Here is a 25,543-nt window from a genome sequence, read left to right on the forward strand (position 1 = left end):
ACACAATGGTAAAGGAAATTCGTTGCGCAGTATTAGGCCTAGGTCGTTTAGGCTACTGGCATGCAGAGAACATTGCAAGCAAAATTCAAGGAGCAAAGCTAGTAAAAGTAATTGATCCAATTGAGGAACGAGCTGCAGAGGTAGCAAGACTATTAAAGGTAGACGCCTATGGAACTGATCCAAAGGAAGCGTTTGAGGATGATCATATTGATGCGGTAATTATTGTAACGCCGACAAGCACACATGGAGATATGATTGTACAAGCCGCAAAACATGGAAAACATATTTTCGTTGAGAAACCAATTACACAGACTGTCGTTCAAGCTGATCAAGTAATCGCAGCTGTTGAAGCAGCAAATGTTGTTTGTCAAGTAGGCTTCATGCGACGATTCGACCCAACATATGCGGAAGCACAACGTCGTATCGCACAAGGAGATATTGGAAAACCACTCTATTTCAAAGCGGTTAGCCGAGATGGGAATGTACCGCATGAATCATTTATTGAAACAAGTGGTGGTATTTTCTTAGATGTAGCAATCCATGATTATGATATTGCTCGCTTCTTAATGAATGATGATGTAACAAATGTTCAGTCAACAGGTAATATTTTACTAGAATCAAATCAATTTATGGCTAAATATGACGATGTAGATCAAGGCTTAACAACACTTAAATTTGCAAGTGGAGCAGCTGGGGAAGTTGAAACAATGCGTATCGCACCTTATGGCTATGATATTCGAGCAGAGATCATTGGAACAGAAGGTGTGCTCCAAGTAGGGTCATTACGTCAGCATAATGTAACAATCTTTAAAAATAATACATCAAGTCACGATTTGATTCAGGATTTCCCAACAAAATTTAAAGATGCGTACGAAATTGAAATACAGCATTTTATTCATTGCTTACATACTGGCGAGCCAGTGAAATGTAATATTTATGACGGGAAAAAGGCTCTTCAAATTGCTGAAGCGGCAACCGAATCGTTTAAGGAAAAGCACTTAGTGCAGCTTTAAGCATATTGTATTGATGTTACTGGATGGGGAGTTTAATCCCCATCTCGTAATAAAACAAGACACAGCTAGTCCATTGCAATAGCTTATACATAGACGGCTAATCAATATGTTGAAATGGATAATTGCTCGATTCATATAAAATTTTTGTGACAGAATTGCTCAAAGTAATAGTGAAAAGGGGGAGCAACTCATGGTTTTAAAAGTAGAAAATATCAGTAAATCATTCTCAGGACTTCAAGTATTAAAAGATATTTCCTTTGACGTAGGTCCAGGAGAAATACATGTTTTACTTGGTGAAAATGGTGCTGGTAAATCAACAATTATTAAAATTTTGACAGGTGCTTATCAAAAGGACACTGGGCAAGTCATTTGGAAGGGGCAACCACTAGAGGTTTCGAAACCACAAGATGCAATTGATGTGGGCATAGGAACTATTTATCAAGAGTTGAACTTAATTCCTGAGCTGTCTGTGATGGAAAATATTTTCCTAGGTCATGAAATTAAAAAAGGTATTTTATTAGATCGTGCGACAATGCGCAAGAAATCTGAGGAGTTATTACAACGCTTAGGTGTAGCGGTATCACCAGATGAGATTGTAGGAGCTTTAGGTGTTGGGCAACAACAATTAGTGGAAATTGCTAAAGCGCTTTCCTTAAACTGTGACTTACTTATTATGGATGAACCGACAGCCAGTTTAAGTGAACGAGAGGTTGAGCAGCTTTTAAAAACAGTGTTGAATCTCCAAAAAGAGGGGATGTCCTTCATTTATGTTTCACACAGACTTGAAGAAATTAAACGTATTAGTAATCGTATTACCGTTTTACGTGATGGTGCGAAAATCGATACAGTTAATACTGCGGAAATTTCAATTGATGGCATGATTGCATTAATGGTAGGTCGCTCACTCGATAATAAATTCCCGAAAATGGAATTTAAAAAAGGTGATGCTATTTTAGAGGTGAAAAACTTAAAGTTAAAAGAATTTTCTTCAGAAATTAATTTTACAGCATATCGTGGAGAAATTTTAGGTATTTCTGGTTTGGTTGGAGCAGGACGTACTGAATTAGCACGTGCTATATTCGGTGCAGATCCTAAATATTCAGGCACAATTATTTTAGATGGTCAGGAAGTTCAGATTAAAAATCCAATTGACGCAATTAATTCAGGTATTGCATTTATTACAGAGGATCGAAAGCAAGAGGGACTTTTCCTAGACTTGGATTTAGTTTTCAATAAGACAATTGCTAATTTAGATAGGGTAAGCAATGGAGGGCTTCTTAATCATAAAAAACAAATTGAAATTTCTAATAAGTATATAAAAGAATTAGAGATACGACCAAACAACATAAAATTAATGGCTCGTAATTTGAGTGGTGGTAACCAACAAAAGGTTGTTATTGCTAAATGGCTAAATACCAATGCAAAGCTGTTTATTTTCGATGAGCCTACGCGTGGTATTGATGTTGGTGCAAAGGTGGAAGTTTATAACTTAATGAATGCGCTAGTCGAAAGAGGAGCAGGAGTAGTCGTTATTTCTTCTGAATTACCAGAAATTTTAGGTATTTCAGATCGTGTGTTAGTAATGCATGAGGGGGAGATTACAGCAGATATACCAATCGAAGCGGCTAACCAAGAAGTAATTATGAAGGCAGCAACAGGAGGGGAATAATATGAGTAATATCACAAATGAAACGGTTATTAAGCCGAACAGAAATACTGTTCAGCTGAAAGTATTTCTTAATAAATTCGGAGCATTGTTAGGGTTAGTTTTATTAACAATTATATTATCTATTTTATCACCCAGTTTTTTAAAGGTTGATAACTTAATGAATATTGCTCGTCAATCATCCATTAATGCACTTTTATCAATGGGTATGCTATTACCAATTTTAACTGCCGGAATTGATTTATCGATAGGTTCAATTTTAGCAATTTCAATTGTGACAACTGGTATCGTAACTGTAGGTCTTGGATGGCCTCCAATCGTTGGTTTAGTAATTTGCGTGCTTGTAGGTCTTGCAGCAGGTTTAATAAATGGTTTATTACTAACAAAGTTACGTTTACCCCATCCATTTATTTCAACATTAGGAACGATGAATATTTACCGTGGTCTAGCGTTAATTATCACAGGAGCTTCTCCAATCTTTGGATTCCCATACTTAATTAACTATTCAGGTCAAGCTAACTTTGGCCCAATACCATTTAGTTTTATATTAGTAATTATTGTTGCATTAATAATGCACATTTTCTTAACTCGCACAAAAACAGGTCGTTATATTTATGCGATTGGTGGAAACAAAGAAGCAGCACGTTTATCAGGTATCCCTGTAGATAAAGTATTAATTAAAGTATATATGATTAGTGGTTTAATGGCTGGTTTAGGTGGTTTAGTATTAATTGGTCGTACGAATGCAGCATCCCCAATTGCAGGTCTTTCTTATGAATTAGATGCAATCGCCGCTGTTATTATTGGAGGAGCGAGTTTCATGGGTGGCGTAGGTACAATCTTCGGTACTTTAATTGGAGCAATGATTATTGCTGTACTACGTAATGGCTTAAACTTACTAGGAACATCTGCAGATTTACAAACAGTAATTATTGGTTTGGTTATTATTTTAGCAGTATTTGTTGACGTATTACGTCGACGATCTAAATAAAACCTAGGGGGTTACTAAATGAAAAAATTATTAGGGGTGTTAGTTCTTTCACTAGTAATGATACTAACAGCATGTAGTTCTGATTCATCTGCACCAAAATCTAACAATGCATCCAGTGATGGCAAAAAGCTAAAGATTGGTGTTGTACTCATGTCTTTGAATTCTGAATATTGGAAAATTCATGAAGCAGGTGCTAAAAAGGCAGCTGCAGATCTAGGAGTAGATGTTGAAGTTTTAGGACCTGCTGAAGAAACATTATATGAAGAGCAAGTACGTATGGTGGAAGACTTTATTTCAGCAGGTGTTGATGGTTTAGTCGTAGCAGCAAGCTTACCAGAGGCAATGCTACCAGCTTTACAAAAAGCGAATGCTCAAGGGATTCCAGTAGTCTTAGCAGATGCTAATGTAGAATCATTTAAAGAAGCAGTTACATTTATTGGTACAGAAAACTACGATGCGGCTTATAAAGGTGGCGAATACGCTAACACTCTTTTAAAAGCAGGTGATAAAGTGCTTATCATTCGTGGACAAATGGGTGCGAAAGTACATGACGAGCGTACAAATGGTTTCCAAGATGCATTAAAAGAGTTAGGGATTGAAGCCATTGTACAAGATGCACAAAGTGATCGTATGAAGGCAGTAAATATTGTTGAGAACACATTAACAGCAGAACCAGATATTAAATTAGTGTTCGCTACTTCTGATGAAATGGCATTAGGTGCATATACAGGACTAAGTAATAAAGGAAGTAATATTCCAGTAATCGGATTTGATGGTACACCAGATGGTTTAAACTCTGTTAAAGAAGAACATATGGTAGCAAATATTGCGCAAGATCCATTTCAAATGGGTTACTTAGGTATTGAATCAGTAGTGAAAGCGACAAAAGATGAACCTGTAGAAAAGCGTATTGATTCTGGTTCAGAAGTATACACAGTAGAAACAGTAGAAAAACGTATTGAAGAATTAAATTCTTACTTAGGTAAGTAATTGAAAGCATATGTAAAGAAAGTTTAGAAATCAGATAAGTAATCAGTGGGTAAAAACTTACTCACTGCTTCTATAAAAAGGGGGGGTAAGCTTGTGTTAGCAGGTGTTTTTGAAAGTATTGGTACGTTTAAGTTAAAAGAAGTTGAAGAGCCTCAAATTCAACATGCGACTGATATTAAAATAATGGTTGAGGCAGCCAGTATATGCGGTACGGATGTACATATTTTAAGCAATCCTCCATCGCACCCAGCAACTCCAAATACTGTTTTAGGACATGAATTTGTAGGGCGTATTATAGAGAAAGGAGAAGATGTACAAGGGTTAGAAGTAGGAGATCGAGTAATTATTGATCCAACGATTACTTGTGAGGTCTGTGTATACTGTCAATCTGGTCATACCAATGTTTGTGAAAACTTTACAACAATCGGTATATTCGAAAATGGTGGATGGGCGAAATATTGCGTCGCTCCAGCACGTAATGCACATAAAATTAGTGAAGAGATACCAGTAGAACTTGCAGCAATGGCTGAGCCATTATCATGTGTAGTAAATGCATCAGAAAAATTACAAACAAAACCAGGAGATGCAGTAGTGATTTTAGGTGCTGGACCAATGGGACAACTATTCGTTCAGATGCAAAAGGCAGCAGGAGCAGGGAAAATTATTGTAGTAGATTTTTCAGAATATCGATTAGAGATTGCCAAGAAGTCGGGAGCAACACATGTAGTAAACCCGAATGTTGAAAAAGTTGAAGATGTTGTTGCAGAATTGACACGCATAGGAGCGGATAGTGTCGTGGATTGTGTAGGTATGTTATTTGACCAAGCAATTCAACTTGTTCGAAAAGCGGGGAATGTTCTCTTACTAGGTATGAATGATAAGGCGTTACCTGCTATTCACCAATGTACCATTACAGGCAAAGAGTTAACGATTTATGGGTCTATTATTCAAAACTATCATTTCCCAAAGGTTGTACAGCTTTTAGAATCAAATGTATTAAATCTCGAAGCTTTGATTACAGAGGCAGTAGAGTTAAAAGATGTAGAAAAGGGTCTACAATTAATGCGTGAAGGTAAGGCCATTAAAATAATTATTAAACCATAAGTTAGGGAAGGGGTTTTATAAATGAAGCACGTTAAATATTTATTCTTATTAATGCTAGTGTTGGTATTGGTTGCTTGTAATGATGATAGTAGTGCGGGCACAAGTACAGATGAAGGTTCCTCAGGTGGTGATTCAGGACAACCGCATATTGCAGTTGTATTGAAAGGAGCTGACCAAGAATATTTTAAGTTGGCGGAAGCAGGTGCCAAACAAGCTTTTAAAGATTTTGATGTCAAAGGTACTTTTTTAGCATCATCGAAAGAAACACAGGAACAAGAGCTAATTAATATTTTAGAAGATTTGCTTATTCAAGATCCAGATGGCTTAGTAGTAATGCCAAGTACAGGCTCAGCCATTCCAACATTAACGAAGTATCATGAAAAAGATATTCCTGTTTTATTAATTGATACAGATTTAAATTGGGATGATAAAACTACGTATATTGGGACAGATAACTATACTGCTGGGCAAAAAGCAGGAGAATTCTTAGAATCTATTTTATCGCCTGGAGATGAAGTGGCCATTATTGAAGGTGTGCCAGGTGGAGCACAAAATGAAGCACGTGTAGCAGGTGGTAAGGAATATTTAGAAGAGAAAGGCTTTAAAGTTGTAACAGTTCAAGCGGCAGACTTTGACCGTACAAAAGCGGTAAGTGTAATGGAAAATATTATTACTGCACATCCAAATATTAAAGGGGTTTATGCGGCAAATGATGAAATGGCATTAGGTGCTTATCAAGCATTAAAAACAGCAAACTTAACTATTCCAATAGTTGGTGTGGATGGTACAACAGATGGAATACAATCAATTATCGATGGAGGCGTTACAGCTTCTGTTGAACAATTACCATATAAAATGGCATATATGGGTGTAGAAAATGCCATCAAAGCATTAAATGGTGAAACAGTTGAGAAACAAATTGATAGCGGTATTGAATTAATTACACAAGATAATGCGAATGAAAAATTAGCAAATGTAAAAGAGCTATTAGGAAAATAATGCTCAAAGTGAAGGGAAGAATAGCATGGTACGAATTGGTATTGTTGGAGCTGGCCGCATTGGTCAGCTACACGCTAACGGATTAAAAAATATACCCAATGTAGAAATTGCTAAAATTTCTGATCCATTTATGGAGAATGTTAAAGATGTATTTGCTTCATTTACGGGTACTGAATTAGTCACTGCATATGAAGAGGTTATGGTTGATGAATCAATTGATGCAATTTTAGTGTGCTCACCAACAAGCACACATGCTGAAATTATTCAAGCAGCAGCACGTGCAAAAAAGCATGTTTTTTGTGAGAAGCCAGTAAGTTCATCTGTTGAAGAAACAGAAAATTTATTACAAATTACAAAAGAAGAAGGCGTTTTGCTACAAATAGGCTTTAATCGCCGTTTTGATCCTAACTTTCTAAAAATGAAAAAGTTAGTACAGGAGGGCGCAGTTGGAGATGTTCATATTTTAAAAATTACATCTCGTGACCCAGCTCCACCACCAGTAGAATATTTAAAAAATTCAGGTGGTCTATTCTTTGATATGACAATTCATGACTTTGACATGGCACGCTATATGACAGGCAGCGAAGTTATAGAAGTACATGCAGTTGGAGCGAACTTAGTGAGCCCAGAAATTCGAAAAATCGGTGATATTGATACAGCAATTATTACATTAAAATTTGCAAATGGTGCTATTGGTGTGATTGACAATAGTCGTGAATCAAAATATGGCTATGATCAACGCGTAGAAGTTTTTGGTTCTAAAGGAAAGTTAACAGTTGAAAATGAACGTCATACATCTGTACAAGTACATACAGAGGAGGGTTCTCATGCTGAACCATTAAAGAACTTTTTCTTAGAACGTTATGCGGATGCCTATACAACAGAGCTTCAAGGGTTTTTACGTTCAATTGAAACAGGAGAACCTTTAGTATGTGCTGGTAATGACGGCCTACAGGCAGAACGCATTGCACGCGCTGCAAAACAATCATTAGACACAAATCAACCTGTTGTTATTACACATGAAGGATAAGGAGAGAAAAAGATGAATGAGTTAAAGCAAAAAGCGACGGAAATTCGTAAAGAGATTTTAAAGACAGTTCATCATGCTGGAGCAGGTCATATTGGTGGTCCCATGTCAGCAGTTGATGTGTTAACATACCTATACTTTAATGAAATGAATATTAACCCAGAAGACGGTTGGAATGAACATCGTGATCGTTTTGTTTTATCGAAAGGGCACTCAGCGATTGGTTTGTATGCTACATTAGCTGTGCGTGGCTATATGCTTAAAGAAGAATTAAACACATTTGATGCTGTAGACTCACGTTTACAGGGACATCCAGATATGACATTGTTGCCAGGCTTAGATATGTCAACAGGTTCATTAGGTCAGGGTTTATCAGCAGCATTAGGTATTGCATTAGGTGCAAAATTGCAAAATAAATCTTACCGTGCATTCTGTATGATTGGAGATGGCGAATCACAAGAAGGTCAAATTTGGGAAGCAGCAGATGTTGCATCGAAATATGGTGTTGATAATCTTGTATGTATTGTAGATAACAATAAGCTACAACAATTTGGTTGGAGCGACGATCAAGTAAAACGTAATGCACCTCTTGAAGATCCTTCAGCGCGTTGGGCTGCATTTGGTTGGCATGTTATCTCAATCGACGGTCATAATTTTGAAGAGATTGAAAAAGCATTCAAAGAAGCTGCTGAAATAAAAGGCAAACCAACTGTTATTATTTCAAATACAATTAAAGGGAAAGGCGTAAGCTTCATGGAAGGTGCATATTTGTGGCACTCTCGTGTACCAACTGATGAAGAGCTACAAGCAGCACTAGAAGAGTTAGACAAGGAGGCAGTACAATGAGCACAGTAAAAAAAGAAGCGATGCGCGATCGATTTAGTGAAGTTATTATTGATTTGGCAAGAAATGATACACGTGTTTATGTGGTAGATGGAGATTTAGCAAATTCAACGAAAATTGATATTGTTGCAAATAAAAAGCCTGAAAAGTTTTTGCAAATGGGTATTGCAGAGCAAAATATGCTAAGTGTTTGTTCAGGCTTAGCAACAACAGGTTTACAGCCATGGGCAGTAACATTTGCAGCATTTTTATCTAAACGTGCATTAGATCAAATTCAAGTACAAATTGCACAACCAAAATTAAATGTAAAAATGGTTGGTGCTTATAGTGGATTGTTAACAGGTCTTACTGGTAAAACACATCAAGCATTAGAAGATATCGCAATTTTCCGTTCATTAGCTAATATGGTTGTCATTGCACCAGCAGATAGTGTAGAAGTGGAAAAAGCGATGCGTGCAGCAAATGAATATGATGGTCCTGTATACATCCGCCTAGCTCGTGATGCATATCCATATTTATTTGATGAGAACTATGAATTTGAAATTGGAAAAGCAGTAACATTGCGTGAAGGCTTCGACGTATCGATTATTTCTACAGGAACACAAACAAGCCGTTCTTTGGAAGCTGCAGAAATTTTAGCTGAGAAAGGAATTTCAGTAGAAGTTGTGCATATGCCTACAATTAAGCCATTGGATGAGGAAGCGATTATTCATGCTGCAAAGAAAACAAATTTAGTAGTGTCGGCAGAGGAGCATAATATTTTAGGAGGTTTAGGTAGCGCTGTAGCAGAAGTTCTTGGGGAGCAATATCCAACACGTTTATTACGAATTGGCGTAGAAGATCGCAATTCAGAGTCAGCTTCAAATGAAGCATTGCTTGATAAGTTTGGTTTATCAGTAGAGCATATGGTAGCAAAAATCCAAGCATTTGTTCAACGATTCTAAAAGGTTAAGCGCTTAATCATAGGGGATAGAACATTTATTTTCATACACAAAAGTATAAATAACTGTCGAAAAGGCTTTGTGCAAACAATCTTTTTCGACAGTAAATGGAAACAGTGTAGTGATTGAAGTACTTATTCATCTTATTACCATATAGGAAAATACCTAAAAGGGGTTCTAGAAAAAATATTAGGAGGAACAATCATATGACATATGAAGTTCAAAAATCAAAACTATTGATTGATGGTCAGTGGGTAGAAACAGCGCAACAGCAGCTGGCATTGAATAAATTTACAGGAGAGCCCTATGCTGAAATAAGCTTAGCTGATGAGCAGCTTGTAGACCAAGCAATTGAAGCAGCAGTAAAAGCCCATAAATATAAGCCATTACTCGTAGAACAACGTTATCAAATACTAATGAAAACATCTCAACTATTAAATGAACGTAAGGAAGAATTTGCGAAGTTTATAGCAATTGAGGGAGGAAAGCCGATTACGGATGCTCTAGTTGAAGTACAGCGTTCAGCAGCTACATTTGAAATGGCAGCAATTGAAGCAAAGAAACTAGTCGGCGAAATAATCCCTAATTATAACGCAGAAGGTCGCTTTCTTTATACCATTAAAAAACCAGTAGGAGTGGTTGTAGCAATTACACCATTTAATTTCCCATTGAATTTAGTGGTACATAAAGTAGCACCAGCACTTGCAGCAGGCAATCCAATTATTATTAAGCCAGCTTCTGAAACACCATTGTTAACAATAAAGCTATGTGAACTGTTAGAGGAGGCTGGTGTGCCAGCTGCTTATGTTCAATGTGTTGTAGGTGGAGGTCGTACGATAGGAGAACAATTACTGCAAGATGAACGTGTAGCACATTATACGTTTACAGGATCACCAGCAGTAGGCAAACATATTCAAAAAACGATTGGCTTGCGTAAGGCTACATTAGAATTAGGATCAAATTCTGCAACAATTGTGCATCATGATGCGGATATTTTCAAGGCAGCACAACGACTAGTGAAAACAGCCTTTGCCCATGCAGGACAAATTTGTATTTCTGTGCAACGTATATATGTTCATCAAGCAATTGAGGAAGCTTTTATGGAAGTCTTTTTAGCAGAAGTAGCAAAGCTGAAAGTTGGTGACCCTCTCAAGACCGATACACATGTAGGGCCAATGATTAATATCAAGGAGGCAGAACGTGTTGAACAATGGATTTTAGAGGCAGTAGCAGGAGGGGCAAATATTGTTGCTGGTGGTAAACGTACACATAATTTATTTGAACCTACTGTATTGACGAATGTGAAAAAAGGGATGAAAGTACTGGATGAAGAGCTTTTTGCCCCTGTTGTTTCTATCACGCCGTATAACACATTAGAAGAAGCTGTGGAAATGTTGAATGACTCTAAATATGGTTTACAAGCGGGGATTTATACAGCCGATTTAAATCTTTCTTATAAAATTCCTCATTTATTAGAAGTTGGTGGTGTAATCATCAATGATACATGTTGTTACCGCACAGATCAAATGCCATATGGTGGTGTTAAGGAAAGTGGCAATGGTAAAGAAGGACCAGCTTATGCTATTCAAGAATTAGTTGAAACAGTAACGGTAGTAGTAAATTTGGAATAAAAATCCATATTATCTCTCTCAGATAATAAAAGGAGCATTAATCAATGATTACAAAAAAAATAGCAGTAATTGCAGGCGATGGGATTGGACCAGAGGTTGTAGCAGAAGGGCTAAAGGTTATGAAAAAAGCGGCGAGTCTTGATGGTCGCATTCAATTTGAATTTACTCATTTTCCTTGGGGCTGTGAATATTATCTACAACATGGCAAAATGATGGCTGAAGATGGGATCGAGCAATTAAAAGCCTTTGATGCTATTTATTTAGGAGCGGTTGGGTTTCCAGGTGTGCCTGACCATATTTCATTATGGGAACTATTATTAACCATACGTAAGCAGTTTGACCAATATGTTAATTTGCGACCTATTCAACTATTAAATGGTGCAATCTGTCCAATTGTTGGAGGAAATAAAGAAAATATTAATATGCTGTTCATTCGTGAAAATAGTGAGGGTGAGTACGCGGGAGTAGGAGATTGGTTATTTAAAGGAAAAAAAGAAGAGGTCGTATTACAAACAGGTGTATTTTCACGTGAAGGAACTGAAAGAATTATTCGATATGCCTTTGAACAAGCACGTAAGTATAAGAAAACATTAACGAGTATTAGTAAGGCAAATGCATTGAATTATTCCATGGTGTTTTGGGATGAGGTATTTGCAGAAGTAAGTAAAGACTATCCAGATGTTCAAACGTACTCTTATTTGGTAGATGCCGCAGCAATGTTGATGATTATGGATCCTGGACGTTTTGAAATCGTTGTAACTTCTAATTTGTTTGGAGATATTTTGACAGACCTTGGTGCAGCACTTGCTGGAGGAATGGGACTGGCAGCGGGTGCTAATATTAATCCTGAGCGAGCATTCCCATCTATGTTTGAACCTATTCATGGTTCAGCACCAGATATTGCAGGAAAAGAGATTGCCAATCCATTAGCAGCTATTTGGTCAGTCAGTCAAATGTTCGATTTCTTCGGATTAGAGGATACAGGGAGAAAGATTATAGATGCAATTGAAACATTGCTTGAAGAAGGACAGGTGTTAACACCTGATCAGGGAGGTCAAGCAAAAACAGTAGATGTAGGAAATCGTATTGTGGAAATATTAGCTTTATAGAAAGTAAACAAGGCAAAGAGGAGCTGGTGAAAGTGTCATTAGTATCTATGACGAAGATGTTACATCTTGCTAAACAACAGCAATATGCGGTAGGACAATTTAATATTAATAATTTAGAGTATATACAGGCCATATTACAGGCAGCTAGGGAAGAAAAGTCACCTGTTATATTAGGCGTTTCTGAGGGTGCGGCGAAGTATATGGGAGGCTTTAAAGTTGTTGTAGCGATGGTGAAGGCATTAGTGGAAGAGTATCAAGTCCATGTGCCAGTAGCAATTCATTTAGATCATGGCTCAAGCTTTGAAGCATGTGCACAGGCAATTCATGCAGGATTTACATCTGTTATGATTGATGGCTCTCATCTTCCATTAGAAGATAATATTGCACTTACGAATAAAGTGGTGGAATTAGCACATATTTATGATGTTTCTGTAGAGGCGGAGCTTGGACGAATTGGAGGTCAGGAGGATGACCTTATTGTAGATGATGCAGAAGCAATGTATGCAATTCCAGCAGAGTGTGAGCAGCTTGTACGAGAAACAAAAGTAGACTGCTTTGCACCTGCATTGGGTTCCGTACATGGTCCTTATAAAGGGGAGCCTAAATTAGGTTTCAGTCAAATGCAAAAAATTCAAGAATTAACGAATGTTCCATTGGTACTACATGGAGGGACAGGTATTCCATTAGCAGATATTCAACAAGCAATTACTTATGGTACAGCTAAAATAAATGTCAACACAGAAAATCAAATTGTTCAAACAGCAAAGATTCGTGAAATCTTACTAGCAAATGACACGGTATATGATCCACGAAAATATTTAGGGCCAAGCCGCGATGCTATTAAAGAAACGGTAAAAGAAAAAATGAGAGAATTTGGATCTTCACAAAAAGCACAGTAAAATCTGGATGTTTAATAGGGAATGGGGGGATTCCTATTGAAGCATTACATCAAGCAATGCCAAGTAGAATCACAGTAAAGGATCATATTATATTTCATGCGGCTGTTTTTTGTTTTTGGTTTTCCATGTATATTTATTCTCCTATTTTTGGTGTATATTTAGAGTTTTTAGGATTCTCTTATTCCTCGATTGGTTTAATTTTAGGAAGCTATGGTGTAACACAAATTTTATGCCGCTTTCCTTTGGGAATACTATCTGACGTATTACACAAGATAAAAAAATATTTATGGATTGTAGGATTTGTTTGCATTTTCATTAGTTGTTTAATGTTTGTATATTTAGAATCATTTTGGGCAGTATTAATGGCAAGATTACTAGCTGGTATTACAGCATCTATGTGGGTGATGGCAACAGTATTATATTCTTATTATTTCCATCCATCACAGTCTACTAGAGCAATGGGAGCAATTCAATTTAATACGGTATTTACACAATTTATTTGTGTAACAATTGGTGGTTATTTAGTACATGTATTTGATTGGAAATTCCCATTTTGGATAGGAGCTATAGTGGCAATTTTAGGTATTGTCTTAACTTGGAATATAAAAGTTGTCAAAATCGAAAATACTACAGCAATGTCTATGCAGATCAAAGATTATGTAAAAAAAACTTACATAATTAAAGGATTAAAAATGATAACCTATTTATCGATGATAGCACATGCTATTTTATTTATTACAATTTTTGGATTTAGTCCTATTATGGCTACATCGATAGGAGTAACAGAACAGCAAATAATTTGGCTGATGTGTGCATTTTTTATTCCTCATGTTGCTTCCTCCTTTAGCTTAGTAATAATAAATATGAGTTCAGCATATACACGTAAGTTATTAATAGTATCTTTTGGTGCTACAAGTATATTTTTAGCACTTATTCCATATGCAACATCCTTACAGGCTCTATGTTTTTATCATAGTGGTTTAGGACTAGCTTTGGGGTTTATTTTCCCACTATTATTGAGTGAGGTAACTCAATATAGTCCTCCTCAATTAAAAATGTCTGCTATGGGCTTTTATCAATCTTTTTATGCATTAGGGATTTTTATTGGTCCTATAGTAACAGGTATCATTGCAGAATATAGAGGGTTAGGCGAAGTTTTTTATTTGAGTGCTATAGTTACTGCTTTCTCTACAATTCTTTATTTAATTATGAGTAAAAATAGGAGTTAGATTAAGCTATAAGACTATCTTAGGTGATTATAAGCACTTAGGGTAGTCCTTGTTTAATTAAAGGTAGGCACAGTACAAGTTAATATCACTGAGATATTTCCATTTTTATAGATAAAGAGATATATGTAATTTTATTTCTTAGTCCCTATAGATGGAGAATTAAATAGAGGTTATTTAGCGATATATGTTATCGAGTGCTTTTTACCAAAACTCCGAATAGTTATTTTAAATAATAATATAATTGGAACATAACGGAGCAACATATCTTTTTAAAAATTAAAATCTATTAAAACGATTACGCATAAGATAGTTAATAAAGGGAGATAAATAAAATGAGCAGAGATTATGGTTTATGTTTATGGACGTTTGGCGATATTTCTTTAGAGGAGAAATGTAAGTTAGCGCAGGAAATTGGTGTTAGCGGTGTAGAGGTGCAGGGTGATGTAACACAAAATCCGCAAGAATTGGCAAATATGCTCGCTACATATAATTTAAAGGTGTTATCTGTTACACCTGATAATGTAGATATTTCTAGTGACAAAGAGGAGGTTCGCTCAAAGGCAGTCCAATATTTTTTAGATTTATTAGACTGGGCACAAGAGTTAGGGGCAAGCCGTATTTGTTTACATGGTGATGTAGGGAAAATAGCGGGATGTGGAGATATTGATAAGGATTGGCGACTACTTGTGGATAGCACTAAAAAAGTGATGAAGAAGGCTGAAGCTTGCAATATGAATGTCGTATTTGAAGTATTGAATCGTTATGAAAACCACCAAGTTGTAACAGGGCAGGAGGCTTTGGCATTAATAGATGCTGTTGGTAGCCCGCGATTATATATGTTATTAGATGCCTACCATATGAATATTGAGGAGGCTAATCCTATCGAGGCATTAAAACAGGCAGGCAATAAGCTAGGAATGTATCATATAGCAGATTCAAATCGTCAAGCAATTGGCAATGGCCATGCAGATTTAAAAGGTCAAGTCGATGCTTTACATGCCATTAACTATACAGAACCAATTATTATGGAGATGGTGGCGGAGGGGCCCAATCCTTTTACAGCCGTTAAAGGGGAAGATTATCTGCATGTGCTGACAGATTATTATCAAACGTCATTAGCCACATTGAAAGAATGGGAGCAGTAACAATTATTTATCTTTTATGAACGTAAAGTCCAAAGCTTACCATCAGCTATTTTGATGATAAGCTTTTTTTCATTGTATAAAAGATGTAAAATAAATATATGTTAAAAGAGCGATGATGTACACGTTCTTAACTTTTTAGAGGGGGAATATCGGATGAGAGGTATCATTGAAAACAAACGTGTAGAAATTTCACAAGAGGAAGCACAAGCATTTTTAAAGCAGGGGAGAGTAGCACATGTAGCAACTGTGGATGAGGATGGCTATCCATATGTAGTTCCCTTTGTGTATGTGTATGAGGGTGATGATAAATTATATTTGCATATTGGTAATCTTCGAGAAAGCCATTTTTGGTCAAATATTCAGCAAAACCCGAAAATCTGTGTAGAGGTAAGTGAGATGGGTGATTTACATCCAGGGAAAAAATATGCCTGTCAATCAGCACTTGTTTATCAAAGCGTTGTACTTTTTGGACATATTACTCGAATTGAGGAGGATATAAAAAAAGAGCGATTCTTTGATGCGCTGCTAGATAAATACGGCAATCCTGAATGGACATTTGAAAAGGAAGGCTATCCAATCCTGCCTAAAATTGAATTATTTGAAGTACAAATCGAAAAAATAACAGGGAAAATTAATCACGGTATGTATCATTAAGTCATATTTTTGAAAGTTCAAGATGCCCCTAAAGTTAGAATTTGGGGGCATCATTGAAGTAATGCTTCGGTTTATTTACCACTCACGCTCTCTTAATGCTTCCTCTACATCAATTGCAATATCATATGCCTGTAATATCGCAATCACCGTTTCTGCAATACTATCCCTGGCAACTGTTTCAAGCTCACTATTATGCTCATAAAATGCATCCTCTAAATCATTAATTGCTAGTGTTATCGTATCAAATTTCTCTTGAATCTCCTCTAGGGAATGGGAGCCCTGCTCTAAATATTGCACAACCTCCTCTAACAATACTTTAATTTTATCAACTAAAAAATCTGGATAATAATCATCCTTATACATTATTTCTAAATAGTTGATTCCTTTCATGATATTCAGCTCCCTTTTAGTTATTTGGCATTTGCCAGCCTTCTTGATCATCCCAAATAGCATCTGTATCATCTAAATGCACATGCCAATCTCCTCCAATGATTGCTCTGCGAATATCCGTCAAACATTGCAGCCAATAAAACAGCGTTTGTACTGTTGCTTCGTAATCATCTACTAAAGGTAGCTTTGTTGATCCTTGAAAAATAGTGTCAGTCGCATCAGCATCATAAACATAAAAGGTTTCCCCAATATTTGACCATTGAAAGTTTTTGTTGTATGTCGTAACAATATCCGTTATTTTTTGCTGTTCTTCGTTGGTTAATGGTTGATTGCGTATACATGTATAATAAAGAGATACACCCATTCTATCTTCTCCTATTCTTTTTTCTATTTATTTCATTATTCTATAGCGTCTTTATTTATACATGATGCAGAAAGCCTTAAAAATTTTGAGCTAATAGGTTTATTGTTTAGGTAAAATATTACATTCGAGAAATAGCTTTATCTATTAGGTATTTAACGAAAGCATCCGATAAATATATCTGAGCGTGAAACTAAAAGGAGCAAAAACATCGTTAAATAATCACTTGAGGGCTAAAAGAATCGATTACGTAATTCAAACACTTTATGAAATAATCTAGCATCTTTAGCTATCTTATGGGGCGTGTTCATAAAAGGGCGTAAGCATTGCTGAAATAATTGATCACAATATCTTGAACGACCGTAGCGCGCATAGCATTCATCATGCTGTTGACAGCAAGCATCTACAGCATTTGTAGGCATGCCAGGACCTGAACAGCCTGGACCACAATAGCGATAGCCCGGGTAGCAAAAACCAAACTTGCGATATTGATGCATGAAGGTAACCTCTTTTCTAAAATGGTTTTACTGTAAAATATGTCGAATTTCTTGATAAAGAAGGATGAAAAACTAAAACATAAAAATATATTGATTTGTAAGGTTGCTGTAAGCTTAAAAGAAAATAGCTGTAAGGATGGAACGTTATGATAGCTATAGCTTAACAAAAGGAGCATTAGCAATATGAACTCATCCATTCCACAACAAGAACGTATTGTTTCCTTAGATATTATTCGAGGATTAGCGTTATTGGGTATTTTATTTATCAATGTAGGAGCTTATCAGGTTATGATAGAGGGAGGGCCAATGCCTGATTATAGCGGTATTAATGGCGTGATTGATGCCCTTATTAATATCTTTATCGAAAAGAAATTCTTTTCAATTTTTTCTTTTTTATTTGGTGTTGGTTTTTATATTTTTGCCTCACGAGCAGAGGCAAGGGGAGATCAACCGAAACGATGCTTTGCTAGACGTTTAATCGCCTTATTTATCATAGGTATTGTGCATATAGTGATATTTTGGGGTTCGATTTTAGCCATGTATGCAGTCATTGGTTTTTTATTGCTGCCATTTTATCGTGCACAAATGACAACGATTCGTCGATGGCTGTTTGCTATTATGACACTTCACCTACTTGCTATTGTAGGACAATTGTTTATAGCCCATAATAGTGTTGTTAATTTTTTAGGAAATGATGCAATGACCATTTTTATTATGTTTTTAAGTGGTTTTTATGTAGCGAAAGCAGGCTGGATTCAGCAATGTAGCGATAATATTAAATGGATACTATATATAACATGCCCATTCTTTATTGGCTTCTCCATATGGATTTGGTTTGCATCACAGGCAGACTATGCACATATCCAAGCGATCATTAGTCTAGGAACTATTCCAACAGCTTATTTTTATTTGGCTTGCTTATTTATACTCTTGGACAATAAGCAACTAGCAAAGCTCCTTCAGCCCATTGGACGAGTGGGGCAAATGGCTTTAACAAACTATTTATGTCAAAGCTTAATTGGTACAGCAATTATTTCATTGATGGGGCTTGAAGTTGTTTCGCCATCAAATATTGCTGTTATCGCCTTACTTATTTTTGCTATTCAAATTATTTTTAGCGTAATATGGTTTAAATTTTTTACAATGGGGCCGTTTGAAAAGTTATGGCGCTATATGACATATGGTAAAAAAGTTAATGGTTAGTGATGCTTTTGCCACTTAATAATGGAGGCTATCTTTGTATTCCTATAAAAAATGATTTATAGTTAATAGAGATAATGACGTAATCGATTGAACCTTGGGGAGGAGATTGAGATGTTTAAAAGATATTTAGAGAATCGTAGAAAGCGAAAGACGCTACATCGTGCCACACAGGAGTCAACGAATGATCATGCATTTAACACGATAAATATTGCGTCTAGCACTGCAAACGAGCGCTGTGATTCTTATAGTTCCACCTATGATAGCTATTCAAGCTCAAGTGATTCTAGCAGCTCATCTGATTCTGGTGGCTCATGTGATTAAATGAACGCTAAAATTGGCAGCATCTTTAACTAGTGCTGCCAATTTTTTTATGCTTTATTATTGCCAGCCCTTGCATACATCCACCCATTCTTTATAAGGTGTGTAGGTTTCTAGCTCTGAAATAGTGACCTCGATAGCAGAATTACTACTTCCACAGGCTGGGAAGACGGTTGTAAAGCGTTTAAGTGATTCATCTAAATAAATGTCCACATCTTCATTGACACCAAAAGGGCAAACGCCTCCAACATCATGTCCAATTTTGTCCTCCACATCCTCTTTTGCCAGCATTTTTGCCTTTGTACCAAATAATGCTTTATATTTAGCGTTGTCAATTTTCGCATCGCCTGCCGCAACGATTAAGATTGCTTTGTCGTCCACCAGAAATGATAAGGTTTTTGCAATGCGTTCAGGCTCACAGCTCAATGCCTGCGCAGCTAATTCGACAGTGGCAGAGCTTTCCTCCAATTCCTGTATTTTATGTTCAACATGCCAATGTGCTAAATGCTGACGTACTTTTTCAATTGCCATATGTACATTCCTCCTTGCTATACAAAACTAATTTTAACATAATTTTCAGAATATATAGTTGCAAGCGGCTTATTTTTTAAGTATCATTAGTGTAAAATTACACTAAAAGGGAGAGATTAATAATGATGAAGCTTCTACAAATTGTCAGTATATTAATTGCTCTATCATTTGTGACATTTATAGTAACGTTTATTTTAATACTAGGCGGGCATTTACATCTTATGGGGTTAGTCTGGACAATTTCCGCTTGTTTATTTGTGCTAATTGTTTGTAGTATGATGAATTGGTTCAATACAAAAACGAAAAAGGGTTGGGTCATAGGTATTCTTAGTGTGGCATTGCTAATAGCTACCATTCAACCGATTCGCTACTATTATAAGATGAGCATTCCTACTGTAGATGCAGAAATTGATGTCTTTGCCTATGAGCCATTTTCGCGCAATAATAAGGTGATAAAGTCTGATACAGAGGCATCCTTACAGTTAACACAGCCATTGCCACGCTTAGATGGTGCAACAGCTATGTACCCTTTGTATGCGGCATTTGTAGAGGCGACCTATCCTAAAAATAATTATTCACCGTATGACAGTATCGTAAAGGTTAGCCGTACACCAGAAGCCTATCAAAATTTATTAGTAGGCGATACAGATATTATTTTTGTAGCGGCTCCATCTACATCACAGCAATGGCAGGCTGAAAACAAGGGACTAGCATTTAATATGACACCAATTGGACGGGAGGCATTTGTCTTTTTTGTTCATGCTAACAATAGTGTTGATAATTTAACACTTGAGCAGGTAAAGCAAATCTATGCGGGTGATATAACAAATTGGCATGAGGTAGGTGGTCAGGATGATGCCATCCGTGCTTTTCAGCGTCCAGCAGATAGCGGTAGTCAAACAGCACTTGAAAAGCTGATGGGTGATCAGCCTATTATGGAAGCGCCAACTGAAGATATTGCCTCAGGAATGGGCGGTATTATTCAAGAGGTTTCAAAATATCGAAATTATAAAAATGCGATTGGCTATACATTCCGCTATTATTCTACAGAAATGATTCAGAATAAGGAAATAAAATTATTATCCATTGATGGTGTAGCGCCGACAAAGGAAAATATCCAAAATGGTACGTATCCTTTAATAGCTGAATTTTATGCGGTGACAGCAGGAACAGAAAATCCCAATGCGCAGAAGCTGATTGATTGGATATGTTCAGATGAAGGACAGGCAATAATCGAAAAGGTTGGCTATGTGCCAGTGGCAAAGAATTAAAAAATTTGTTATACTAAAAAGAACATAATAGCGTCAAAGTTTTCTAGGGTTCCGTAGCTTATGCTAGTCTGGTCCGAGAGAAAACCACAAATTCATTTTGTGACACGGAAGGATAAAAGCCTGGGAGATACTGTTGTTAGACAGTTTCTTTAGGCTTTTTTTATTTGGCTAAAAATATGGAGGGATTTAGGATGAATAAACAATGGTTCAGTGTTATTATTGCAGCTTGTTTTGAGGTTGGCTGGGTTATTGGCTTAAAGCATGCCAATAGTGTATTAGAATGGATTGGCACAGCTATTGCGATTTTTGTTAGTTTTTATTTACTCATTAAAGCAGGGGAGCATTTACCTGTTGGTACGGTATATGCTGTGTTTGTTGGCTTAGGTACAACAGGAACCGTCTGTGCCGATAGCTTGTTGTTCGGAGAGCCATGGAAGCTGTCGAAAATTATTTGTATTGTTATATTGCTTGCAGGTGTTGTCGGCTTAAAGCTTGTAACAGGTGAGCCACAGGAAAAAGAGGTGACAAGATAATGGCATGGATGGCATTAGTAGTTGCTGGGCTATGTGAAATGATGGGTGTTTATATGATTAGTAAATATAATGAAACAAAGAGCATTAAAAATTTAGGGCTGCTGATTTTAGCATTTGCTTTAAGCTTTGTAGGGCTTGCTTATGCGATGGAAACTTTGCCAATGGGAACAGCCTATGCAATTTGGACAGGTATTGGTGCAGCAGGAGGAGCCCTGCTAGGGATGTTATTTTTTAATGAATCGAAGGACTGGCGACGAGTTGCTTGTATTGTGCTTGTTTTAGGAGCCGCTATTATGTTGAAGCTATTATCATAAAGAAAAAATGCACTTCCGCTATAATGGCGAAAGTGCATTTTTTAGTTTATTTTGTTACATCTTTTGTCCATTCTTCAACTTTATCTGGATTTGCTGCAATCCAGTCTTTAGCAGCATCTTTTGGATCTTTACCATCTGTAATTTCAGACATCACGCTTTCCATATCTTCTGGTGTCCAGTGGAAGTTATCTAGTACAGAATAAACATCTGGTAAATCTTCCTTTAGCCCTTTACGTGCAAATGTATTAATTGTTTCTTCGCCACCATAAGAGCCTTTCGGGTCCTCTAAATATTTAAGGTCGTATTTCGCAAATTTCCAGTGTGGTGACCAGCCTGTAACAACGATTTCTTCCTCATTTTTTAGTGCTTTATCCAATGAAGTTGTCATGGCACCAGAAGAGGAAGTAACAAGGCTCCAATCTGCTAAATTCTCATAGTCTTCTAATGCTTTTTCAGTAGCAGCCGTGATACCAGCACCAGGTTCAATACCTGTAATTGTTTTGTCTGCTTCATTTGTTAAATCTTCAATAGAATTAACATCCATATATTGTGGGACAACTAAGCCAATTTTTGCACCAGCAAGGTTTTCACCAAGCTCATCTAGGTCAGCGCTATATTTATCGTATTGCGTACCGTGTGTATGTGGTAGCCATGCAGCTACCATCCCATCTGCCTCACCTTTTGAAACAGCCTCCCACATAATAGCATTATCAAGTGGTGTTAATGTAACATCATAGCCTAAGTCTTCAAGCACCTGCCCAACAACATTTGTAGAGGCAATTTCTGTATCCCATTCTACATAAGCTAGATTTACCTCTTTAGAGCTGCTGCTGCTGCCAGAATCTGAACCTGAGTCATCACTGCTACAAGCGGCAAGCATTAAGCCTAAGCCTAAAGCCATTCCTATTTTTGATAGTGTTTTGAATTTCATCGAATCTCCCTTTCTCTTGCTAATTTTATATCAAACTGCTATATACCTATCAGCAGGTATAAGCAAGAACGATTAATAATTTTAGGATGCTTTCTTTTTATTAAAGCTTTGCGTTAAGCGGTCAATAATAATCGCAAAAATAACTAAGCCTAAGCCAGCAACAAAACCATTACCAACCTGTGTACGTTGTAGTGCTGTTAATACTTCACGTCCTAGACCAGGCGCACCAATCATAGAGGCGATAACAACCATTGAAAGTGATAGCATAACAGTTTGGTTAATCCCTGCCATAATTGTTGATTTAGCAAGAGGAATTTCTACTTTAAATAGCTTTTGGCTACCTGTACTACCATAAGAGTCAGCTGCTTCCACTAACTCTTTAGGTACTTGACGAATACCTAAGTTTGTCATACGTACAGTTGGTGGTAGGGCGAAGATAACAGATGCGAAAACACCAGGTACAATACCGATACCGAAGAATGCAACCGCAGGAATTAAGTAGACAAAGCCAGGCATTGTTTGCATAAAGTCAAGCACTGGTTTAATAATGCTCTCGGCAATTGTTGATTTGGACATTAGAATTCCAAGTGGGATACCAATAATAATGGATATAATACTTGAAAAGATTACGAGCGTGGTTGTTTCCATAAGATTTGTCCATAAACCTTGATTGTAGATAAACAACAAGCCGATTAATGAAAATACGGCAAGCCCGAATTTTTTGCCTGTAATAAAAAAGGCAAGTATAACAACAAGTGCGATTAAAATAATAGCTGGGATACTAATTAATAAATCAGTGACCTGATTCATGAGTAGCTTTCCGAATTGTTGAATAGAGTTAAAGAACGCAGAAAAGTTACTCGTCAACCAGTCCATAGCTGATTCTACCCATGAAGCCAGTGGTAATTTATTATCTAGAAAGTTATTCATGTACTTCAGCCTCCTCATCGCTCGTTGAAAGTGCTTGGATGACAACGCCTCGAATCAGCACACCTAGTAAGCGTCCATCTTTCACAACGGCAATTGGAGTAGGGGAATTGTAAATCATTCCTAAAATATCCTGAATTAGCATATCTGGAGGAACTGTTAATACTTCTGATTGCACAATTGAATGAACGGTTTGCTCCTGTTGTTTAGCTGCGGCTAATGCATCATCAGCAGTAATATAGCCTTTTAAATGACGATTTTTATCAACAGCCATCAGTAAGCTCACTGCTTCCTGACGCATACGTTTTAGTGCTACTTTAGGACCATCAAGGTCTATATTGACAGAAACAGGTCGCACCATGACATTTTCTGCTGTTAATACTTTTGAACGGTCTACATCTTCAACGAATGTTTTGACATAATCATTTGCTGGATTTGTTAATATCTCTTCACCTGTACCAATTTGAATGATAGAACCATCCTTCATAATAGCGATGCGATCTCCTATGCGTAAAGCTTCATTCAAATCATGGGTAATAAATAAAATCGTTTTTTTCAATGTTTGTTGTAGATCAAGTAGCTCATCCTGCATTTCTTTACGAATTAACGGGTCAAGTGCAGAGAAAGCTTCATCCATTAATAATATTTCAGGGTCATTGGCTAGCGCTCGTGCTAAACCAACACGTTGCTGCATACCACCTGATAATTGGCTGGGATATTGATCTTTGTAAGCGAGTAGTCCAGCATTTTCGAGGGCCTGTTCTGCTTTAGCTTGTCGTTCTTCCTTTGGAACGCCTCGGACTTCAAGGCCGTATTCGGTATTTTGAAGTAATGTACGATGAGGGAATAAACCGAAGTTTTGGAAAACCATACTCATTTTGTTTCTTCTAACAGTTCGTAAACTTTCTTTTCCCATTGTAGAAATATTTTCACCGTCAATATATATATTTCCGCTCGTTGGTTCAATAAGTCGGTTTAAGAGCCGTATAAGTGTTGATTTACCACTTCCTGATAACCCCATAATAACAAAGATTTCACCTTCATTTACTGTAAAGCTTGCATCGTATACACCAACAGTTGCACCTGTTTGTTTTAAGATATCAGTTTTACTTTTTTGTTGCTTAACGAGTTCTAGTGCTTGGGGAATATGCTTACCAAACACTTTAGATACGTGTTCTACTTTTATTTTTTCCATAGAAACATTCCTTCCGTAGAGTATTACTATTTGAGGATAATGATACCCAAAAATAAACAAGTAACAACTTTACTTTAACAAAGAGTTGTCACTTTTGTCAAATCGACAAATTAGAAAAAATCCGCATAAACGCTGTAATATCAGCGCTTATACGGATTTTAATTCGGATATAAAAAACTTTGAACTCGAGCAAAGCTTTCATCATTACCAATAAAATAAATGACGTCACCCTCTTCAAAAGATACATAGGGACCAGGGGATATTAATAATTCATTGCCACGTCGAATACCAACAATTGTGCTAGCAGTATTTTGCCAAAAGTTTAAGGCTTGCACAGTTTGGTGGATGCATGGACTATCAGCAGTTAGCTCTAATTGATAAGGAATAAATGGATTAACCGAACGGAAATGCTCCGTGCGACTAATAAGCTGCTTTGCCTTTTCCTGCAACGTGATAAGTTCTTGCTGTTGCTTGTGAATGCTTGTCAAAAGTTCATTTTGTATTTCATGGATGGATTGCACATCATGAAATTGTCGAACAAACTGCGCCGCTTTTTCATACGATTTAATGATAACACCGCTCCCTTTTGAAGCTTCAACAATTTCTAGGTCTTGTAAAACGGCTATCGCTCTTCTTGCTGTTTCAGCTGAAACATTATACTGACTTGCAAGAGAGGAGCGTGCATAGATTTTATCGCCAATACGATATTTTCTTTCGACAATCTTCGAAGCAAGATCAATGGCTATTTGCTGATATTTTGGTTGCTTGAGTTGAACGTTTTTTTCTAAGTTCATTATTAAACTTCCTTTCGTTGTTACAGGTAATTATAGA

At 36.8% G+C, this 25,543-nt stretch carries 28 protein-coding genes and 1 riboswitch; of the genes, 20 read left to right on the forward strand and 8 right to left on the reverse strand.

Annotation, left to right across the window (positions count from 1 at the left end; all coding sequences use genetic code 11):
• Nucleotides 1-5 precede the first annotated feature (5 nt).
• The 15 genes from ACIQVU_RS05045 to ACIQVU_RS05115 all read left to right on the forward strand — a co-directional run bounded on the left by ACIQVU_RS05045 (nt 6) and on the right by ACIQVU_RS05115 (nt 16,241).
• Complete coding sequence (locus tag ACIQVU_RS05045; RefSeq protein ID WP_402894191.1) at nt 6-1,013, forward strand: Gfo/Idh/MocA family oxidoreductase; 1,008 nt, start codon at nt 6-8, stop codon at nt 1,011-1,013.
• Between the two features lie 190 nt (nt 1,014-1,203).
• The gene (locus tag ACIQVU_RS05050; protein ID WP_402894194.1) at nt 1,204-2,682 is read left to right on the forward strand and encodes a sugar ABC transporter ATP-binding protein; all 1,479 of its coding nucleotides are present in this window, start codon (nt 1,204-1,206) and stop codon (nt 2,680-2,682) included.
• A 1-nt stretch (nt 2,683) separates the two neighbouring features.
• Nucleotides 2,684-3,670 (forward strand): ABC transporter permease, encoded by a 987-nt coding sequence (locus tag ACIQVU_RS05055; RefSeq protein WP_402894197.1) that lies wholly within the window; start codon nt 2,684-2,686, stop codon nt 3,668-3,670.
• Between the two features lie 18 nt (nt 3,671-3,688).
• Nucleotides 3,689-4,660 carry a sugar ABC transporter substrate-binding protein gene (locus ACIQVU_RS05060; protein WP_402894200.1) on the forward strand — a complete coding sequence of 324 codons (972 nt, stop codon included), beginning with the start codon at nt 3,689-3,691 and terminating at the stop codon, nt 4,658-4,660.
• Between the two features lie 93 nt (nt 4,661-4,753).
• Entirely contained in the window at nt 4,754-5,764 is a 1,011-nt protein-coding gene (locus tag ACIQVU_RS05065) for a zinc-binding dehydrogenase (RefSeq protein WP_402894203.1), read from the forward strand.
• Between the two features lie 21 nt (nt 5,765-5,785).
• Entirely contained in the window at nt 5,786-6,763 is a 978-nt protein-coding gene (locus tag ACIQVU_RS05070; RefSeq protein WP_402894205.1) for a sugar ABC transporter substrate-binding protein, read from the forward strand.
• Between the two features lie 25 nt (nt 6,764-6,788).
• The gene (gene iolG / locus ACIQVU_RS05075; protein ID WP_402894207.1) at nt 6,789-7,793 is read left to right on the forward strand and encodes an inositol 2-dehydrogenase; all 1,005 of its coding nucleotides are present in this window, start codon (nt 6,789-6,791) and stop codon (nt 7,791-7,793) included.
• Nucleotides 7,794-7,805: 12 nt separating this feature from the next.
• Nucleotides 7,806-8,636: a transketolase gene (locus tag ACIQVU_RS05080; RefSeq protein WP_402894210.1), complete on the forward strand. Its 831-nt coding sequence runs from the start codon at nt 7,806-7,808 to the stop codon at nt 8,634-8,636.
• Nucleotides 8,633-9,577 (forward strand): transketolase family protein, encoded by a 945-nt coding sequence (locus ACIQVU_RS05085; RefSeq protein WP_402894213.1) that lies wholly within the window; start codon nt 8,633-8,635, stop codon nt 9,575-9,577. The genes ACIQVU_RS05080 and ACIQVU_RS05085 overlap by 4 nt, the downstream gene beginning before the upstream one ends.
• Before the next feature lie 203 nt (nt 9,578-9,780).
• Complete coding sequence (locus ACIQVU_RS05090; RefSeq protein WP_402894216.1) at nt 9,781-11,205, forward strand: aldehyde dehydrogenase family protein; 1,425 nt, start codon at nt 9,781-9,783, stop codon at nt 11,203-11,205.
• A gap of 44 nt (nt 11,206-11,249) precedes the next feature.
• Nucleotides 11,250-12,314, forward strand: coding sequence for a tartrate dehydrogenase (locus tag ACIQVU_RS05095; protein WP_402894218.1), 1,065 nt, complete (start codon nt 11,250-11,252; stop codon nt 12,312-12,314).
• 32 nt (nt 12,315-12,346) lie between these two features.
• Nucleotides 12,347-13,213 carry a class II fructose-1,6-bisphosphate aldolase gene (gene fba / locus ACIQVU_RS05100; RefSeq protein WP_402894220.1) on the forward strand — a complete coding sequence of 289 codons (867 nt, stop codon included), beginning with the start codon at nt 12,347-12,349 and terminating at the stop codon, nt 13,211-13,213.
• A 56-nt stretch (nt 13,214-13,269) separates the two neighbouring features.
• Nucleotides 13,270-14,442, forward strand: a complete 1,173-nt coding sequence (locus ACIQVU_RS05105; RefSeq protein WP_402894223.1) for an MFS transporter — start codon at nt 13,270-13,272, stop codon at nt 14,440-14,442.
• 332 nt (nt 14,443-14,774) lie between these two features.
• Entirely contained in the window at nt 14,775-15,587 is an 813-nt protein-coding gene (locus ACIQVU_RS05110; protein ID WP_340805062.1) for a sugar phosphate isomerase/epimerase family protein, read from the forward strand.
• A gap of 153 nt (nt 15,588-15,740) precedes the next feature.
• Entirely contained in the window at nt 15,741-16,241 is a 501-nt protein-coding gene (locus ACIQVU_RS05115) for a pyridoxamine 5'-phosphate oxidase family protein (protein ID WP_340805063.1), read from the forward strand.
• A gap of 75 nt (nt 16,242-16,316) precedes the next feature.
• Here the strand turns inward: ACIQVU_RS05115 and ACIQVU_RS05120 are convergent, their stop codons facing one another.
• The 3 genes from ACIQVU_RS05120 to ACIQVU_RS05130 form a co-directional block, all read right to left on the reverse strand.
• The gene (locus ACIQVU_RS05120) at nt 16,317-16,631 is read right to left on the reverse strand and encodes a DUF5713 family protein (protein WP_340805065.1); all 315 of its coding nucleotides are present in this window, start codon (nt 16,629-16,631) and stop codon (nt 16,317-16,319) included.
• A gap of 16 nt (nt 16,632-16,647) precedes the next feature.
• The gene (locus ACIQVU_RS05125; protein WP_340805066.1) at nt 16,648-16,995 is read right to left on the reverse strand and encodes a hypothetical protein; all 348 of its coding nucleotides are present in this window, start codon (nt 16,993-16,995) and stop codon (nt 16,648-16,650) included.
• Between the two features lie 230 nt (nt 16,996-17,225).
• The gene (locus ACIQVU_RS05130) at nt 17,226-17,489 is read right to left on the reverse strand and encodes a Parvovirus coat protein VP1-like protein (protein ID WP_402894227.1); all 264 of its coding nucleotides are present in this window, start codon (nt 17,487-17,489) and stop codon (nt 17,226-17,228) included.
• Nucleotides 17,490-17,672: 183 nt separating this feature from the next.
• Here ACIQVU_RS05130 and ACIQVU_RS05135 point away from each other — a divergent pair, with 183 nt between their 5' ends.
• Both ACIQVU_RS05135 and ACIQVU_RS05140 read left to right on the forward strand, forming a co-directional pair.
• A complete protein-coding gene (locus ACIQVU_RS05135) occupies nt 17,673-18,692 on the forward strand; it encodes a DUF418 domain-containing protein (protein ID WP_340805068.1) in 1,020 nt (339 codons plus the stop codon).
• Between the two features lie 111 nt (nt 18,693-18,803).
• The gene (locus tag ACIQVU_RS05140; protein ID WP_340805069.1) at nt 18,804-19,013 is read left to right on the forward strand and encodes a hypothetical protein; all 210 of its coding nucleotides are present in this window, start codon (nt 18,804-18,806) and stop codon (nt 19,011-19,013) included.
• Nucleotides 19,014-19,070: 57 nt separating this feature from the next.
• Here the strand turns inward: ACIQVU_RS05140 and ACIQVU_RS05145 are convergent, their stop codons facing one another.
• Nucleotides 19,071-19,541 (reverse strand): YbaK/EbsC family protein, encoded by a 471-nt coding sequence (locus ACIQVU_RS05145; RefSeq protein ID WP_340805070.1) that lies wholly within the window; start codon nt 19,539-19,541, stop codon nt 19,071-19,073.
• A gap of 122 nt (nt 19,542-19,663) precedes the next feature.
• Between ACIQVU_RS05145 and ACIQVU_RS05150 the strand changes: the two genes are divergently transcribed.
• From ACIQVU_RS05150 to ACIQVU_RS05160, 3 genes are all read left to right on the forward strand, one after another.
• A complete protein-coding gene (locus tag ACIQVU_RS05150) occupies nt 19,664-20,812 on the forward strand; it encodes a PstS family phosphate ABC transporter substrate-binding protein (RefSeq protein ID WP_340805072.1) in 1,149 nt (382 codons plus the stop codon).
• 32 nt (nt 20,813-20,844) lie between these two features.
• Nucleotides 20,845-20,941: riboswitch (guanidine-I (ykkC/yxkD leader) on the forward strand.
• A 62-nt stretch (nt 20,942-21,003) separates the two neighbouring features.
• Nucleotides 21,004-21,345 (forward strand): DMT family transporter, encoded by a 342-nt coding sequence (locus tag ACIQVU_RS05155; RefSeq protein WP_340805074.1) that lies wholly within the window; start codon nt 21,004-21,006, stop codon nt 21,343-21,345.
• Nucleotides 21,345-21,659, forward strand: a complete 315-nt coding sequence (locus ACIQVU_RS05160) for a DMT family transporter (RefSeq protein ID WP_340805075.1) — start codon at nt 21,345-21,347, stop codon at nt 21,657-21,659. The genes ACIQVU_RS05155 and ACIQVU_RS05160 overlap by 1 nt, the downstream gene beginning before the upstream one ends.
• A 46-nt stretch (nt 21,660-21,705) precedes the next feature.
• On the opposite strand, the gene ACIQVU_RS05165 is transcribed toward ACIQVU_RS05160, so the two are convergent.
• The 4 genes from ACIQVU_RS05165 to ACIQVU_RS05180 form a co-directional block, all read right to left on the reverse strand.
• On the reverse strand, nt 21,706-22,590 hold the full coding sequence (locus tag ACIQVU_RS05165) for a glycine betaine ABC transporter substrate-binding protein (RefSeq protein ID WP_340805077.1): 885 nt from the start codon (nt 22,588-22,590) through the stop codon (nt 21,706-21,708).
• A gap of 81 nt (nt 22,591-22,671) precedes the next feature.
• The gene (locus ACIQVU_RS05170) at nt 22,672-23,520 is read right to left on the reverse strand and encodes an ABC transporter permease (protein ID WP_340805079.1); all 849 of its coding nucleotides are present in this window, start codon (nt 23,518-23,520) and stop codon (nt 22,672-22,674) included.
• The gene (locus ACIQVU_RS05175; RefSeq protein ID WP_340805081.1) at nt 23,513-24,712 is read right to left on the reverse strand and encodes a quaternary amine ABC transporter ATP-binding protein; all 1,200 of its coding nucleotides are present in this window, start codon (nt 24,710-24,712) and stop codon (nt 23,513-23,515) included. The genes ACIQVU_RS05170 and ACIQVU_RS05175 overlap by 8 nt, the downstream gene beginning before the upstream one ends.
• Nucleotides 24,713-24,870: 158 nt before the next feature.
• The gene (locus ACIQVU_RS05180; protein WP_340805082.1) at nt 24,871-25,506 is read right to left on the reverse strand and encodes a GntR family transcriptional regulator; all 636 of its coding nucleotides are present in this window, start codon (nt 25,504-25,506) and stop codon (nt 24,871-24,873) included.
• Between the last annotated feature and the right edge of the window lie 37 nt (nt 25,507-25,543).

This window comes from Lysinibacillus sp. NPDC098008 (assembly GCF_044760715.1).
Classification (GTDB): Bacteria; Bacillota; Bacilli; order Bacillales_A; family Planococcaceae; genus Lysinibacillus.

Bases quoted from the DNA above. Each gene is read 5' to 3' on its own strand.
- ACIQVU_RS05115 (WP_340805063.1), top strand. From the start codon at position 15,741: ATGAGAGGTATCATTGAAAACAAACGTGTAGAAATTTCACAAGAGGAA.
- ACIQVU_RS05180 (WP_340805082.1), bottom strand. From the start codon at position 25,506: ATGAACTTAGAAAAAAACGTTCAACTCAAGCAACCAAAATATCAGCAA.
- iolG (WP_402894207.1), top strand. From the start codon at position 6,789: ATGGTACGAATTGGTATTGTTGGAGCTGGCCGCATTGGTCAGCTACAC.
- ACIQVU_RS05090 (WP_402894216.1), top strand. From the start codon at position 9,781: ATGACATATGAAGTTCAAAAATCAAAACTATTGATTGATGGTCAGTGG.
- ACIQVU_RS05160 (WP_340805075.1), top strand. From the start codon at position 21,345: ATGGCATGGATGGCATTAGTAGTTGCTGGGCTATGTGAAATGATGGGT.
- ACIQVU_RS05080 (WP_402894210.1), top strand. From the start codon at position 7,806: ATGAATGAGTTAAAGCAAAAAGCGACGGAAATTCGTAAAGAGATTTTA.
- ACIQVU_RS05140 (WP_340805069.1), top strand. From the start codon at position 18,804: ATGTTTAAAAGATATTTAGAGAATCGTAGAAAGCGAAAGACGCTACAT.
- ACIQVU_RS05130 (WP_402894227.1), bottom strand. From the start codon at position 17,489: ATGCATCAATATCGCAAGTTTGGTTTTTGCTACCCGGGCTATCGCTAT.
- ACIQVU_RS05045 (WP_402894191.1), top strand. From the start codon at position 6: ATGGTAAAGGAAATTCGTTGCGCAGTATTAGGCCTAGGTCGTTTAGGC.
- ACIQVU_RS05155 (WP_340805074.1), top strand. From the start codon at position 21,004: ATGAATAAACAATGGTTCAGTGTTATTATTGCAGCTTGTTTTGAGGTT.
- ACIQVU_RS05150 (WP_340805072.1), top strand. From the start codon at position 19,664: ATGATGAAGCTTCTACAAATTGTCAGTATATTAATTGCTCTATCATTT.
- ACIQVU_RS05120 (WP_340805065.1), bottom strand. From the start codon at position 16,631: ATGAAAGGAATCAACTATTTAGAAATAATGTATAAGGATGATTATTAT.
- ACIQVU_RS05135 (WP_340805068.1), top strand. From the start codon at position 17,673: ATGAACTCATCCATTCCACAACAAGAACGTATTGTTTCCTTAGATATT.
- ACIQVU_RS05050 (WP_402894194.1), top strand. From the start codon at position 1,204: ATGGTTTTAAAAGTAGAAAATATCAGTAAATCATTCTCAGGACTTCAA.
- ACIQVU_RS05165 (WP_340805077.1), bottom strand. From the start codon at position 22,590: ATGAAATTCAAAACACTATCAAAAATAGGAATGGCTTTAGGCTTAGGC.
- ACIQVU_RS05145 (WP_340805070.1), bottom strand. From the start codon at position 19,541: ATGGCAATTGAAAAAGTACGTCAGCATTTAGCACATTGGCATGTTGAA.
- ACIQVU_RS05060 (WP_402894200.1), top strand. From the start codon at position 3,689: ATGAAAAAATTATTAGGGGTGTTAGTTCTTTCACTAGTAATGATACTA.
- ACIQVU_RS05110 (WP_340805062.1), top strand. From the start codon at position 14,775: ATGAGCAGAGATTATGGTTTATGTTTATGGACGTTTGGCGATATTTCT.
- ACIQVU_RS05070 (WP_402894205.1), top strand. From the start codon at position 5,786: ATGAAGCACGTTAAATATTTATTCTTATTAATGCTAGTGTTGGTATTG.
- ACIQVU_RS05175 (WP_340805081.1), bottom strand. From the start codon at position 24,712: ATGGAAAAAATAAAAGTAGAACACGTATCTAAAGTGTTTGGTAAGCAT.
- ACIQVU_RS05095 (WP_402894218.1), top strand. From the start codon at position 11,250: ATGATTACAAAAAAAATAGCAGTAATTGCAGGCGATGGGATTGGACCA.
- ACIQVU_RS05085 (WP_402894213.1), top strand. From the start codon at position 8,633: ATGAGCACAGTAAAAAAAGAAGCGATGCGCGATCGATTTAGTGAAGTT.
- ACIQVU_RS05055 (WP_402894197.1), top strand. From the start codon at position 2,684: ATGAGTAATATCACAAATGAAACGGTTATTAAGCCGAACAGAAATACT.
- ACIQVU_RS05170 (WP_340805079.1), bottom strand. From the start codon at position 23,520: ATGAATAACTTTCTAGATAATAAATTACCACTGGCTTCATGGGTAGAA.
- ACIQVU_RS05125 (WP_340805066.1), bottom strand. From the start codon at position 16,995: ATGGGTGTATCTCTTTATTATACATGTATACGCAATCAACCATTAACC.
- ACIQVU_RS05105 (WP_402894223.1), top strand. From the start codon at position 13,270: ATGCCAAGTAGAATCACAGTAAAGGATCATATTATATTTCATGCGGCT.